Origin of the sequence: Thioalkalivibrio paradoxus ARh 1 (genome assembly GCF_000227685.2) — a bacterium.
Taxonomy (GTDB): domain Bacteria; phylum Pseudomonadota; class Gammaproteobacteria; order Ectothiorhodospirales; family Ectothiorhodospiraceae; genus Thioalkalivibrio; species Thioalkalivibrio paradoxus.
Window position 1 is genome coordinate 222713 of record NZ_CP007029.1, and the last position, 14877, is coordinate 237589.

10 protein-coding genes and 1 pseudogene are annotated in these 14877 nt (G+C 62.0%); 9 read left to right on the forward strand and 2 right to left on the reverse strand.

What is annotated here, in order from left to right; translation table 11 throughout:
* The first annotated feature begins 575 nt into the window (after positions 1–575).
* The 9 genes and pseudogenes from THITH_RS01075 (at position 576) to THITH_RS17320 (ending at position 13964) form a co-directional block, all read left to right on the forward strand.
* A complete protein-coding gene (locus tag THITH_RS01075; protein ID WP_006746372.1) occupies positions 576–3446 on the forward strand; it encodes a DEAD/DEAH box helicase in 2871 nt (956 codons plus the stop codon).
* Positions 3443–8443 carry a hypothetical protein gene (locus THITH_RS01080; protein WP_006746371.1) on the forward strand — a complete coding sequence of 1667 codons (5001 nt, stop codon included), beginning with the start codon at positions 3443–3445 and terminating at the stop codon, positions 8441–8443. The genes THITH_RS01075 and THITH_RS01080 overlap by 4 nt, the downstream gene beginning before the upstream one ends.
* A 128-nt stretch (positions 8444–8571) precedes the next feature.
* Positions 8572–9834 carry an ATP-binding protein gene (locus THITH_RS17305; RefSeq protein ID WP_232222228.1) on the forward strand — a complete coding sequence of 421 codons (1263 nt, stop codon included), beginning with the start codon at positions 8572–8574 and terminating at the stop codon, positions 9832–9834.
* A gap of 307 nt (positions 9835–10141) precedes the next feature.
* Positions 10142–10342 (forward strand): annotated as a pseudogene (locus THITH_RS18865) (transposase); the annotation flags it as partial.
* A gap of 170 nt (positions 10343–10512) precedes the next feature.
* A complete protein-coding gene (locus tag THITH_RS01085; protein WP_006746368.1) occupies positions 10513–11406 on the forward strand; it encodes a hypothetical protein in 894 nt (297 codons plus the stop codon).
* Between the two features lie 185 nt (positions 11407–11591).
* A complete protein-coding gene (locus THITH_RS01090; protein WP_006746367.1) occupies positions 11592–12728 on the forward strand; it encodes a transposase in 1137 nt (378 codons plus the stop codon).
* A gap of 213 nt (positions 12729–12941) precedes the next feature.
* Positions 12942–13166, forward strand: a complete 225-nt coding sequence (locus THITH_RS01095) for an addiction module protein (RefSeq protein ID WP_006746366.1) — start codon at positions 12942–12944, stop codon at positions 13164–13166.
* 391 nt (positions 13167–13557) lie between these two features.
* On the forward strand, positions 13558–13761 hold the full coding sequence (locus THITH_RS17315; RefSeq protein ID WP_006746365.1) for a type II toxin-antitoxin system HicB family antitoxin: 204 nt from the start codon (positions 13558–13560) through the stop codon (positions 13759–13761).
* Positions 13758–13964: a type II toxin-antitoxin system HicA family toxin gene (locus THITH_RS17320; protein ID WP_084222591.1), complete on the forward strand. Its 207-nt coding sequence runs from the start codon at positions 13758–13760 to the stop codon at positions 13962–13964. The genes THITH_RS17315 and THITH_RS17320 overlap by 4 nt, the downstream gene beginning before the upstream one ends.
* A 224-nt stretch (positions 13965–14188) precedes the next feature.
* Here THITH_RS17320 and THITH_RS01100 read toward each other — a convergent pair whose 3' ends face one another.
* Together THITH_RS01100 and THITH_RS01105 are read right to left on the reverse strand one after the other, a co-directional pair.
* Positions 14189–14572, reverse strand: a complete 384-nt coding sequence (locus THITH_RS01100) for a type II toxin-antitoxin system death-on-curing family toxin (protein ID WP_006746364.1) — start codon at positions 14570–14572, stop codon at positions 14189–14191.
* A gap of 3 nt (positions 14573–14575) precedes the next feature.
* Entirely contained in the window at positions 14576–14806 is a 231-nt protein-coding gene (locus tag THITH_RS01105) for a hypothetical protein (protein ID WP_006746363.1), read from the reverse strand.
* Positions 14807–14877 lie beyond the last annotated feature (71 nt).

The following is a 14877-nucleotide window of genomic DNA, read 5'->3' on the forward strand; positions in this document are numbered from 1 at the left end:
GCTTCTTCATCTCATCCGCGCGGCGGCAAGGTCGGTGCGTCTCGGCCAGCTGCTCGCAACCCTGCCGGCTTGGCTCGATCCCGGCGCCCCGCGGGCAAGCTGTACCAGCGTTCAGTCCACCGATTCCGGCACGAAGCGAATGGCCGGGAGCATTACCGGACTGTACTGGCTCATCCTGATGCTGTTGTGCCGGGTATCCGTTCAGCCCCCCGTCCGCATCCTCGTCGCCCCCCGTGCCTAGGAAAATGGGTCATCGCGAGGAGCGAAGCCTTCAGCCGCGAGCGCAGCGTGGCGGGACGTGGCGATCCATAAGGCGGTGATTCAATTTGCGTCGTTTGGATTGCCGCGCTTCGCTCGCAATGACAATGACAGGCGCTTTCCTAACCCTCGCACTCGGATTTGGGAGGGGGGCTGAACGCATTCTGTGCCGGAGGTGGTCGCCACCTCTCGCGACGTCTTGCGTTCCGCGGGGGGTCATGCTCGCGCACGATCAGCCTGCAATTCCACGGTCGTGATAGGGTTCTGTCGGTGACCATGCTGCGCAAGACAGCCGAGATCGGGGGGCAGTCGCAGGAATGAATTACACGCCAGGCATGCGGGTGGAGATCCGCGATGCGGAGTGGCGGGTTCGCCACGTGGATCGCGCGACGGATGGGGGCTACCTGCTCGGTTGCGAGGGGTTGTCGGAACTAGTGCGCGGGCGCGGGGCCCGATTTCTGACCAGGCTCGAAGGCAACATCCGCATCCTCGATCCGCGCGAGACGCTGCTTACCGACGACACCTCCAGCGGCTTTCAGGCCAGCCTGCTGTACCTGGAAACCGCGTTCCGCAAGACCCCGGTCGCGGGTGAGAAGGTGTTTCTCGGCCACCGCGCCGCGCTGGACGCCTTGCCGTTCCAGCTGGATCCGGCGGTACAGGCCCTGCGCCAGCCACGTACGCGCATTCTCGTGGCTGACGCGGTCGGTCTCGGCAAGACGCTCGAAGCCGGCATCCTGGTCGCTGAGCTGATCGCCCGCGGGCGCGGCAAACGCATCCTGGTGCTGGTGGTGAAGTCGATGCTCGCGCAGTTCCAGCAGGAGTTCTGGAACCGCTTCACCATCGGGCTCACGCGTCTGGATTCGCTCGGTCTTCAGCGGGTGCGCAACCAGATCCCCGGCAACCACAACCCGTTTCATTACTTCGACCGGGCGATCATCTCGATCGACACGCTGAAGCAGGACATCGAGTACCGCCACTACCTCGAACAGGCGTACTGGGACATCATCATCATCGACGAGGTGCACAACGTTGCCGAGCGCAGCACGCACTCGCAGCGTTCCCGCCTCGCCCGGCTGCTGGCCACGCGTTCCGACACGCTGATCATGCTGTCGGCCACGCCGCACGACGGCAAGGCGCGCAGCTTCGCGAGTCTGGTGAACATGCTGGACCCTACCGCGATTCCGGACCCGGACAACTACGCGCACGAGGATTTCCGCGACAAGGGCCTGGTGATCCGCCGCTTCAAGAAGGACGTGCAGTCCCAACTCGCGCAGCACCTGCCGGAGCGCGAGATCGGCATCGAGCGCAACAGCGCCTCCGCCCCGGAAGAAGAGGCCTATGCGATGCTCGAGGCGCTGAGCTTCCATAGCCTCGACGGGCGCCGTAATACCGGCGGCAGCCAGCTCTTCCGGACCACGCTCAAGAAGGCGCTGTACTCCAGCCCCGCCGCCTGCCTGAGCACCATCGAGAATCGCATCCGTCGTCTTGAGAAACGGGAGTCATCGCAGGAGGTGGCCGCCGACCTCGACAAGCTCAACGGCCTGCATCTGGCCGTGCGCGCCATCACCCCCGATGCCTTCAGCAAATACCAGCGCCTGCTCGCGCTGCTGGGTACCGGTCCGGAGTCACTGGGCTGGAATCCAAGAGATGCCGACGACCGCCTGGTGATCTTCACCGAAAGCCTGAGGACCCTCGAGTTTCTCGAAGAACACTTGGCCAAGGATCTCGGCCTGCGTGCGAAGCAGCTCGCGATCCTGCGCGGCGATCGACCGGACCGGGAACTGATGCAGATCGTCGAGGACTTCGGCCGCCGTGAGAGCCCGGTCCGCCTGCTGCTGTGCTCGGATGTTGCCGCCGAAGGGATCAACCTGCACCACCTCGCGTATCGGCTGATCCACTTCGACGTGCCCTGGTCGCTGATGGTCTTCCAGCAGCGCAACGGCCGCATCGACCGCTACGGACAGACGCGCCGGCCACAGATCCGCTACCTGATCACCGAGTCGCGCAATCCCCGCATCCAGGACGAGCAGCGGGTGCTCGAGGTGCTGATCGAGAAGGACGAACAGGCGCAGCGCAACATCGGCGACCCGTCGGAGTTTCTCGGCGAGTACTCGGTGGAACAGGAAGAAGAACGGGTGGCGGAGTTCCTGGAGCGGGAGGAGGGCGACCTCGCTGCGCTGTTCGCCGAGTTCCTCGACATCCAGCACGAATCCAGTGCCACGCCGCTGGAACCCTTCCTGCCCGACCGTGCGCCCAGCGACACACTCGCCGAAGTGGCCGACCAACCGTTCAGCCTGTACCGCGACGATTTCCATTACGCCGCCGACGCGGTGCAATGGCTGCGGGCGAGCGGCGTGCCGATGCAGGCGGAAACCGATCGCGCCGCGCGCCGGCTGACGCTGACCGTGCCGCCGGACCTGAAACAGCGCCTGCGCCATCTACCGCCCGAGTCCCGCCCCGACGGCGACCGCTTCATCCTCACGCCGGAAGTTGCCGAGATCCAGGAAGAACTGCGCCGGCGCCGCGACGAGGACAGCCCCTGGGCGCAGCGCCAGTACCTCTGGCCGCTGCACCCGGTGATGGAATGGCTGGCCGACCGCGCGCTCGGCGCCTTCGGCCGCCACACCGCCCCGGTACTGCGTCTTCCGGGACGGCTGCAACCCGACGAGGCCGCGTTCCTCCTCCAGGGCGGCTTCCCGAACCGCCGCGGCTACCTGCTGATCCAGCGCTGGATCGGTTTCGTGCTGCGTAACGGCGAAGTGGCCGAGGAGCTGGACCCGGCGCGTTTCTTCGCCCGGCTGGGTCTGGAACCCGGGCAGGTGCCGAACCCCGGCGTGCCCGGCGACACCACGTTTCTTCAGAACCAGCTCCCGCGCGTGGTCGACCTCGCCATCCAGCGTCTGCGCGCGCACAAACACGATGTGGAGACCGTGCTCGACCAGCGCCTGAACACCCAGATGGCCGCGATGGACGCGCTGAAGCAGCGTCACGTGCAACAGCTCGAACTCGAACTCGCCCGCAGCGACCAGCCCGAAGTGTTCAAGACCCGCCGCCGCGACGAACGCCTCGCCCACATCGACCGCATCTTCCGCGACTACGAAAGCTGGCTCGAAGAAACCCAGATGACCGAACCCGACCCCTACGTCCAGGTCATCGCCGCCTTCACCGGACGGAGGGTTGCGCCATGACCTGGGCCGGCATCGTCAACGACAACGAGTTCTATTCGGAGCACTACCTCAGCGAACTCTTCCTGAACGACATCGGCGATGCGCTCGAACGCTGGCAGCAGGCCGAAACCGCCGCCCGCGAGGCCGCCAGCAAAGCCGATCAGGCCCCGCTCCCCGACCACCACCTCACCCCCTGGAACCGTCTCAACCGCCTCGCGCACGCCTACCTCCAGGACCTCTCCATCCTCGAACGCGAACGCCAGATCGAGCGCCGCGTCGAGGCCCAGCGGGAACTCGTCCGCACCCTGCTCGAAGCCCTCGGCTACCACTACCAGCCGCGCCGCCTCCCCGCCGGCGACGACGCCGAGTTCCCGGTGCTCTCCGAATACCTCGGCTCCGACGGCGCGCCGCTGCTCTGGGTCGTGCAAGCCGTGCCGCTGGAAGAACCCGACCTCGACCCCCTCGCGGTGCCGTTGCGCGCCGCGCAGTACCTCTCGCTCTCTGCCACCCCGGTGCCGAAAGCCCTGCACGCCGAAGGCGGCGGCCTGGTCGAATGGCAGACCGCGCTCGGCCGCTTCGTGCTCGCGCAGCCACGCCCGCCGCGCTGGGTATTGCTCGCGAGCCCGCGCCAGTGGGTATTGGTCGACCGCGCCAAGTTCGCGCAGGGCCGTGTGCTGCGTCTCGATTGGGTCGAACTCTTCTCGCGCCGCGAGACCGAGAGCCTGAAGGTCGGCGCCGCGCTGCTGCACCGCGAATCCCTGGTCGAACCCGGCGGCCAGCCGCTGCTCGACACGCTGGAAGAGAACGCCCACAAGCACGCCTATGGCGTTTCCGAAGACCTGAAATACGCACTGCGCGAGGCGATCGAACTGCTCGGCAACGAGGCCGCCGCGCAGCTCATCGAGCAGGCCCGCGCGCGCAAGGAGGGCATCTTCTCCGGCCAGCTCGACGCCGCGCAGCTCTCGCTGGAATGCCTGCGCTACATGTACCGGCTGCTGTTCCTGTTCTACATCGAGGCCCGCCCGGAACTCGGCTACGCGCCGATGAACGCGTCCACCTACCTGCACGGCTACAGCCTCGAACACCTTCGCGAACTCGAACTCGTCCCGCTCACCAGCAGCACCGAGCAGCAGGGCCGCTACTTCCACGACAGCCTGAACACGCTGTTCCGTCTGGTGCAGGAAGGCTATCAGCCGCACGCGAACCGCCAGCAGGACCTGCTCGCGACGAACACCGGCGCCGACGCCTTCGAGATGGCGCCGCTGCAATCGCACCTGTTCGACCCGGAGCGCACGCGGCTGCTGAACCGCGTGGTGTTCACCAACCAGACACTGCAACAGGTCATCCGCCTGATGTCGCTCTCGCGCCCAGCCCAGGGTGGCCGCGGGGGCCGGCGCCGGCGCGGCCGCATCTCCTACTCGCGGCTCGGCATCAACCAGCTCGGCGCGGTGTACGAGGCCCTGCTCTCCTACCGCGGCTTCTTCGCGCAGGAAGACCTCTTTGAGGTGAAAAGGGCAGGGGACGACAACCCGGACCCGCTCGACACCGGCTACTTCGTGAGCGCCGACGCGCTCGAGCAGTACAAGGACGACGAGCGCGTGTACGACCGCGACGAGCACGGCCACCGCGTGCTGCGCCGCCACCCGAAGGGCCGCTTCCTCTACCGCCTGGCCGGGCGCGACCGCGAGAAGTCCGCGTCGTACTACACCCCGGAAGTGCTCACCCGCAGCCTGGTCAAGTACGCGCTGAAGGAACTCTACGCCGAACAGCTCGACCCGCTGCCGGACGACGCCGCCCGCGCGGAGCGCGTGCTCGGCCTGCGCATCTGCGAACCGGCGATGGGCTCCGCGGCGTTCATCAACGAGGCGATCGACCAGCTCGCCGACAAGTACCTCGAACTCGCGCAGAGCGCCCGCGGCGAGCGCATCCCCCAGGCCGACTATGCGCGCGAGAAACAGCGCGTGAAGATGTACATCGCCGACCACAACGTCTTCGGCGTCGACCTGAACCCGGTCGCGGTCGAACTGGCCGAGGTCTCGCTGTGGCTGGGCGCGCTCTCCGACGACCGCCACGTACCCTGGTTCGGTCTGCAACTGCGCGCCGGCAACTCGCTGATCGGCGCACGCCGCGAGACCTACCCCAGCAGCAGCCTCGCGCTGAAGCCGAACGAAGACGCCTGCTGGCTGAACCGCGCCCCGGACCGCACGCCGCTCGGCCAGCCGCGCCCCGAGGGCCGCATCTGGCACTTCCTGCTGCCCGACACCGGCATGGGCCACTACACCGACAAGGTCGCGAAGACCCTCTACCGCGAGCAGATCCAGGCGATCAACGCCTGGCGCAAGGCCTTCACCCGCCCGTTCGACCGCGAACAGCGCGAGCGCCTCGAACGTCTGAGCGCACGCATCGATGACCTCTGGCACGAACACGCAAACAGCCTCGCCGACCTGCGCCGCCGCACCACCGACCCGTACCCCATCTACGGCCGCGACGCGAAGGGCGAACGCTCGCCGCTGCGCTACAAGGACCAGGCGCTCGCCGGCGAACTCTTCGCCGAGTACCAGAAGAACGCCACCGCCTACCGCCGCCTGAAGCTGGTGATGGACTACTGGTGCGCGCTGTGGTTCTGGCCCATCGCCGAACACGCCAGCCTGCCCGACCGCGAGGAATTACTGTTCGACCTGGAAAACCTGCTCCTCGGCGACACGCTGCGCGCCGGCCCGAAATACGAAGTGCGCGACCTCTTCGCCCCCACCGAAAACCCCGAAGACGGAAAACGCTTCATCAACCGCTTCGGCGTCGTCGACCTCAAGCTCCTGTTCCGCAGCTTCCCGCGGCTGGAGCTCGCGCAACGCATCGCCGACCAGCGCCGCGTGTTCCATTGGGAACTCGAGTTCGCCGACGTTTTCTCTCCTCTCCCGCAGGCGGGAGAGGGGGCGGGGGTGAGGGCGCCCGGCTTCGACCTGATCCTGGGCAACCCTCCCTGGATCAAAGTCGAATGGCAGGAATCCGGCATTCTCGGTGACCACGAGCCGTTGTTCATGCTGCGCAAGTACAGTGCGAGCCAGCTTACGCACCTGCGGGAACGGGCGTTTCATGAGAATGCCGGGCTGGAGGCTGCTTGGCGGAGCGAGTACGAGGAGGCGGAGGGGACGCAGAACTTTCTGAATGCGACGGTGAACTATCCGGCGCTGCGCGGCGTGCAGACGAACCTGTACAAGTGCTTTCTGCCGGTGGCGTGGCGGCTGGGGAACGAGCATGGGGTGTCCGGGTTTCTGCATCCGGAGGGGATTTATGATGATCCGAAGGGTGGGGGGGTGCGGCGGGAGGTTTATCCGCGGTTGCGGGGGCATTTTCAGTTTGTGAACGAGGTGAACCTATTTGCCGACGTCGACCACCACTCGAAGTTCAGTATCAACGTGTACGGCCCGTTTGCCCAGGCGCCGGGCTTTCGGCACATCGCGAACCTCTTCATCCCACGGACCATTGATGCGAGTTTCACGCACCATGGCGCTGGCCCCGTCCCAGGTCTCAAGGAGGAATCCGAAGACGCGGAGGGTCGCATTCGAGTGACGTGGGGAACAAGCGGCCACTCCGAGCGGGTGATCGACGTGGGAGGCCAGCAACTCGCGCTGTTTGCTGAACTGTACGACGAACCGGGCACGCCGTGGCTCGAAGCCCGCCTTCCGGCGTTACATGCAAGGCCGCTGGTGTCCGTGCTGGAGAAATTCGCTGTGCAGCCGCGTCGCCTGGGAGATCTGACGGGCGGACACATCTCGCTCGAAATGTGGCACGAGACCAATGCACAGAAGGGCGGCACCATCCGCCGCGAAACCCGATTCCCGAAGAATCCCCGTGAATGGATCCTCTCTGGTCCACATTTCTTTGTCGGGACTCCGTTCTACAAGACCCCGCGCGCCGTCTGCACCCAGAACAGCCACTACGACGTTCTCGATCTTGAAACGCTTCCTTACGACTATTTGCCGCGCACCAACTACGTGCCAGCATGCGAACCGGATACCTACCGTGCTCGAACGCCCACGGTGCCGTGGAGCGACGCTCGGTCGAGCACCGGAAGCCGTGTAACAGACTACTTTCGCCTGGCTGCACGACGGGGTGCGCATCCAGCGGATGAGAGATCGGTTCGAGTCGTGGTGCTTCCGCGACTCGCGTCCCATATCGATGGTGTGTTTTCGGTAACTTTCAAAGACGAGGCATTGCTCGTCGACACGGCCTCTCTCTGGGTTTCATTGCCGGCGGACTTCTTTGTGCGCGTTTCTGGAAAAAAGGATTTCCGCGACGGGACGGCCTCGTTGCTCCCCCTCGGGACGCCCGACGTGCGAAGGAAAGCCCGGTTTCTCTGCCTCGTGGCCTTGACGAGGCATTATGCCGACCTTTGGGCGGCTCAATGGGATGACGGGTTTCGCGAGCAGAAATGGGCAGTGGCGGATGGAACGGATCAGGCCAGGATCCTCTCTCAGACCTTCTTTTCCAACCTCACGGATCACTGGCAGCGCCATTGCGCCCTACGCACCGACTATGCCCGCCGCCAAGCCCTGCTCGAGATTGACGTCCTTGCGGCCCAGGCCCTCGGCCTGAGCCTCGAAGAACTGCTGACGATCTACCGCGTCCAGTTCCCGGTCATGCGCCAGTACGAAGCCGACACTTGGTACGACGCCCGCGGTCGCATCGTCTTTACCCCCAGCAAAGGCCTCGTCGGCGTCGGTCTCCCGCGCAAGGCCCGCAAGACCGACCTCGACGAAGGCACCCGCTACGGCATCCACACCCCGACCCGCAGCGAGCAGAACATCGCACTTGGATGGGAAGACATCCGCGACCTCCAGCAAGGCACCGTCACCAAGACCTTCCCCGACGACACCCTCCCCGGCGGCCCGACCGAGCGCACTATCGAATACCGCGCCCCCTTCCACAAACCCGACCGCGAAGAGGACTACCGCATCGCGTGGGGCATCTTTCAGCAAAGAGCCGCCCAAAGGGGTCTCAATGAAAATGAGAGATGAACCCTCGGATCCAGAGTTGAAAACTCGGTCCTCAAGCTTCCGGCCTTAGGTTGCGACATTTGGAGTTCCCCAGGCACAGTACAAGGTTTTGCATACCAAGCAGCCCTAGACCCTGTGCATGATGCTACTTGACACTGGAAAACAATGCCATGAGTGATCCATTCGGCTTACAGCGCGAAGCGCTTATTCGAAAATCGGGTGTCCGGGAGATCTTTACCCCTCACAAGCCGATCCATTCCCTGACCCTGTTTTTCGGGCGCACCCTTGAAGTCCGTGCGCTTATTGAACATCTAAACACACCCGGCCAACATGCGCTTTTATATGGGGACCGTGGGGTTGGGAAGAGTTCTTTGGCGAATATCGCTACCGAGCTTCTCTTAGAGCAACTATCGTCTGGCAAATGTTTCAAGAAGCGCTGCGACAGCACCGATAACTTCAAAAGCATCCTCGAAGAGCCTCTTGCTGAGGTCGGTGTCAATATCCGTCTCATTGAATCCGAACGGCGAAAAGCTGAAGGAGGAAAGGCTCAAGTTGGCATTCCTGGGTTCGGTGGTGATTTGCATACGACTACAGGACAAAGGTCGAAAGAGCGCGGGCTGTCCTCGGAACTTGAGTCACCTAGCTGGGTCGCTTCGAAGCTCTCTAGGTTCGACGGTCTGCTGCTGGTGGATGAGCTAGATGCGCTTCGCGATACCTTGGACCGTCACAAGATTGCGGAACTGATCAAACAACTGAGTGATATAGGCTCTCCGTTTAAAGTGTTCCTAGTTGGCATAGCAGAAACAGGGGCTGATCTGACGGATGGTCACCCCTCCGTTGAACGATGCCTTCGAGAAACCAGACTTGGTCGAATGTCCGATTCCGAGTTGAGACAAATTATCGACGAGGGGGAAAGGGCGCTTGGATTGAGGTTTACGCCCGAAGCAAAACAGCGAATTGTCAGCGTATCTTCTGGTTACCCGCACTTTACGCACCTGCTTGCACTAAAAGCAGCGGAAGACGCTATCGCTGAGAGGCGTACTGAAATTGGTATTACCAGTGTCGAAGCAGCAACCCGTCGTGCCGTGGATGATTCGGAGGGGCGTCTGAAGAGACAATATGATGAGGCTTGCCGATCTTACGGGACCGACGAATATCATCACATTGTTTGCGCCGCGGCGGTTCTTGGGTCCGAGGAGTTCACCGCCGCGCAACTTCGGGATGAGTATGAAAGCCTCTGGGGTAGGAAGATCGATCAGAACAGTCTTAACAATTATTTCAATCGGTTAGTTTCGGAAGGGGATCAAACGATACTCAGAAGGCTTGCGAAGGGAGTGTATCGATTTAACGACCCCCGTATGCCGAGTTTTGTCCGGATTTCAAATATGGCGGTCATGAATGTTGAACGATAGATGTCGGCTACTGGATACACGCTTTGTTGACCGCGACTTCCTCTGGCGGCGAGCACCATGAGACCCCTACTTTGTAGACCGCCGCCGCGGCGGGGCCGTCGACTGTCGCCGATGGCGTTCGCATGGAATCGAACCGAGAAGGAGGCAGGGAGATGCCGCAGCCGCGTTCCAGTCTGGTCAGTCTGAGCGATACCCCCTGGTACGGGCACACTTTGAGACACCCACTTTGTTGACCGTCGCCGCGGCGGGGCCGTAGGCTTGCGCCGATGGCGTTCGCATGGAATCGAACCGAGAAGGAGGCAGGGAGATGCCGCAGCCGCGTTCCAGTCTGGTCAGTCTGAGCGATACCCCCTGGTACCACGTCGTCTCGCGCTGTGTGCGGCGAGCGTATCTGTGCGGAGAGGATGTCCATTCCGGGCGAAGTTTCGAGCATCGGCGGGGCTGGATCGTGGAGCGTCTGGGGCAGTTGGCCGGGGTCTTCGCGGTGGACGTCGCGGCCTATGCGGTGCGCCGGACCGAACACTGTGAGACACCCACTTTGTGCGGTCCTGAAAGTAATCCCCTTTCTATGAACGTGTGTGCCAGCCCCGGGGCGGTTTTGTCCAACAGACGTTTATCCGCTATGCTGCGCACGCTGGATATGCGCTAAGCTGTTATCGGCATCAAGGGAGCGGCCCTATGGAGCTAGTTGTTAAACAGCAGATTTACTACTCAAACAAGCAGCTGGTTCCAATGAAAGAAGTGGCCGAGTCGCTCCTGGCATTGGAGGCTGTAATTCGGCATTCCCCTCAGGTGCTAGAAGCCCTCTTTCCCGGAACAACAATTGATGCAGTTGATGTATTTATCAAAGAGTTGCGATCCGAGAGTATTTGGGAAGATGTCGTCATTAAGTTCGTATTTGGAAGCCAAAAGAAATTCGATCAGTTTATCGAAAATGTTCGCGAACGCGTAGGGATGGATAACATCGTGAACAATCCACAGCTCCTTTCCGCAATAATCCTCGTTCTGATCTTGAGCGGAGGCGCATATTATCTTGGCAAAGATGCCCCGGAGCAGCGCGCAACGATCGAGGCAAACAACAATACCATCATCAACATCGGCGCAGGGATGGTTGAAATGTCCGCCGAGGAGTTTCAGGTAGTCGTCGAAGCAGCAATCAAGGACAAACCGAAATTGGCAAAAGATGCTGTGCGGGTTGTGAAGCCCGCCAAACTGGATCCGACTGCCTCGATCACGTTTAGCGACAATGAAAAACTCCAAATAACACCGGAAGCTGTTCGCGCAATGCCGCGCTATATGGCAGTGCAGGAGGAAGAACAATTTATTGAAGACTTCAAGAAGATAGAAATGGAGTTACGAGCAACGGATTTGGATAGCACAAAACGTGGCTGGGCTGTCGTCGTGCCCCAGCTAAGCGAAAGGCGTGTCAGGCTCCAACTCGACCCGACAGTGAACCCAGAGGAGCTTTACGAGCGACGTAAGTTCACGGCGAACGCAACTATCATCTTTGGGCATGATAAAGAGTACAAGAAAATTCCGAAGCTTGTGTTCTTGCGCGAAATTGTTCGATAAAACGAATAATGGTGACGCTGTGAGACCCCCACTTTGTGCGACACGAAGTTGCACGCTTATTTATCAGGGAGTTAGATCTCGGGGAACACTGTGAGACACCCACTTTGTTGACGGTCGCCGCGGCGGGGTCGTAGGCTTTCGGTATAGGCGTTCGCATGGAATCTAACCGAGAAGGAGGCAGGGAGATGCCGCAGCCGCGTTCCAGTCTGGTCAGTCTGAGCGATACCCCCTGGTACCACGTCGTCTCGCGCTGTGTGCGGCGAGCGTATCTGTGCGGAGAGGATGTCCATTCCGGGCGAAGTTTCGAGCACCGGCGGGGCTGGATCGTGGAGCGTCTGGAGCAGTTGGCCGGGGTCTTCGCGGTGGACGTCGCGGCCTATGCGGTGATGTCGAACCATGCTCACCTGGTGGTCCGCATTGACGCCGAGCGAGTGCAGGGCTGGGATGCCGAGGAAGTCCTGCGGCGCTGGACGCAGGTGTTTTCCGGGCCGTTGGTGGTGCAGCACTACCTGGCCAATCCCGAGTCGTTGGGCGCGGCGGAAACGGCGGTGGTCCTCGACTGGGTGGAGACCTACCGCAGCCGGTTGGCGGATCTGTCCTGGTACATGCGCGTGCTGAACGAGTCCATCGCCCGGATGGCCAATGCCGAGGATGGCGTCACGGGCCGGTTCTGGGAAGGTCGCTTCAAGAGCCAGGCGCTGCTCGACGACGCGGCGGTGCTGACTGCGATGGCGTATGTCGACCTGAACCCGATCCGGGCGAAACTGGCCGAGACGCCGGAAACCTCTGAGTACACGGCGATCGCCGAACGCCTGGCGGAGCTGCAGGGCGGGGCGGCTCGGTCCCCCACGGGTGAAAACGCCATCCGCTGCAATGCGAGCCGCGTCGTCGCTGCGGACGGGCCAACAAACCCACTTTCCGGTGCCCATGAAGAAGACACCGAACCCCCGGGCCTGCAGCAAGAGCACCGTCTGGCTGCATTAGCGTGCGCCCCGCTGATGCCCTTCGATGCGACCGGACGTTTGCCCACCGCGGTGCCGTTCGCGTTCGAGGACTACCTCGAGCTGGTGGACGGCACCGGTCGGGTCATCCGCGAGGACAAGCGCGGGTTCATTCCTGGCGCGACGCCGGCGATTCTGGAACGCCTGAACATCGACCCGGAGCAGTTCATTCGCACCGCTGGCCGCACGTTGCACCGCTTCGGCAGCGCGATTGGTGCGCCCGAGCGCCTGACCGAACGCTGTGTTTCCCGCAATGTCGCCTACCTGCGGGGGATCCGGGCGGCGCGGGCGCTGTTTGATCGGTGCGAGGTCGCCGCGTAGGCGCGCAGCCCTCGACGGCGGGATGGGGGCGGAAGCCTGCCGCTGCTTGGCGGATGACGGCCTTCGGCCTTTTCCGCCCTACAAGTTCTTGGCGCGGGGGTCAGTGGTGTAGGATCGTTCCGTAGGTCTTCGCATTAGATTGGCGGGGTCCCCGTAATGCCGACGAAACGTGGTTGTGCGTTGGGGCGTGAGGCGCTTGCGTAGGAGAGCAACATGAATCTGAAGGAAATCGAGCAAGAGGCCCTTCACCTGTCTGCGGAAGAACGAGCGGAGTTGGCGCAGAAACTGCTGCTGAGTCTTGACGTGCCAGGGGCGGAGGAAATTGAAGCAGACTGGTTGGTGGAGGCACATCGCCGCGCCATAGAGATTGATGAGGGCACTGTGGAGCCGATTCCAGCCGATGAAGTGCGAAAGAGGGCGCAAGCCCTGCTGAGATGACGTATTTCTTTCATCCGGCGGCAGAGGCGGAGCATCTGGAAACCGTTGCTTACTATGAATCCAAACGGGCTGGCTTGGGCGCGTCTGGACACATTAAGACCCCCACCTTATTGACCCTCGCGACTGGATTTGCCGGCAAGATGCGGCTAACGTTGAAGCAAATAACCACGACAGGGAGCGCTAGCATGGCCCGAGACCGCCGCCACGACTGCTACAGCGCCCGAGCCCGGGGTGCATCCCCCGGCCTTCCTGGCCCGTCCTGAAAGCAATCCCATTTCTATGAACGTGGGTGCCAGCCTCGGGACGGTTTCGTCCAGCAGACGTTTATCCGCCATGCTGTGCACGGCGGATAAACGCTAATATGTTATGTGCTCAATAGAGAGGAAGTGTAATGAAGCTAAAAGTTGTAGTGCACGAGGCAGAAGAAGGCGGTTACTGGGCAGAAGTCCCTTCTATTCCTGGTTGTGCAACTCAGGGAGAGACCTTCGACGAACTGCTGAGCAATATTTACGAAGCAGTGGAGGGGTGTTTGTCCATAGATATTCAGGATATCCCGATTTCAGAAAAAGACAAGGTAATGGAGATTGCCGTTTGAAACCTGTCAGCGGCAAGAGTTTCTGTAAAGTCCTCGAAACGAAAGGCTGGAAATTGAGGCGCATCAATGGAAGTCATCATATCTACGGAAAAGCGGGTGAGAGCGCGCGCGTTTCAGTCCCAGTGCATGGCAATGCACTGTTGAAAATCGGTCTGCAAAGGCACTTGATGAAGGTTGCTGAAATTGAAGAAAACGAATTATAATTCAGCGCATAACAAGGCGGCACACTATGAGAGCCCCACTTTGTTGACGATCACCGCGGAGGGGTCATACAACAACAAAGAAGTAGACACCCAGTTTGTTGACCCCCGAGTTCCTGACCGAGCGTTGTGTTTCCCGCAATGTGGCCTACCTGCGGCGAATCCGGGCGGCGCGAGTGCTGTTCGATAGGCGGGGACTACCATAAGCCCCCACTTCGTTGGTCACGTCATTGCTCTTCGGCCCGGGCAAACGCCCGCAGCCATGGGTCGAGGTGGGCGATGTCGAATGTCCCCGACTCGAACATTTGCATCATCTCCGAGTAGATCTGCAGCGGGCCACGCTGCAAGCGCCAGCCGTTGATGCGAAAGAACACGTCTGCAGCGGCAAAGGCGATGCGCTTGTTGCCATCCACGAAGGGATGGTTGATGGCCAGGCTCTCGATCAGCGCAGCCGCTTCAGCCACGATGTCTTCGTAGTAGCCAGTGTGTGGTCGAAACAGGGCAGCCTCCAGGGCGCCGGGGTCACGCACGCCGAGCGCGCCACCGTAGCGCCGAATCAACACCGTGTGCATGCCGAGCATGTCGGCCACTGTCGGGTAGTCGCGCGGCACGGCCTACTTCGCCAATTCACGGTAGAGGCTGTCGAACTCCTCGAGGCTGGAGGCAAACGAGGCCATCACGTGGCGGCGCGGGCGTTCCTTCTGCTGCCGGTCGATGTACTCGCGCAGGGCTTCATCGAGCACGGCCTGGAACTGGCGCCCCTGGCTTTCTGCGATCTGGCGCAGCGCAGCCAGCACCTCGGGTGCCGCTTGGGACGAGAACTTTTCTCGGACGGGAGTGGCCATGGCGATCTCCATCATGATGGGTCTTGACGTTTCATGATAAAGCAAGATACCGCCGTGCGACACCAAAGGGT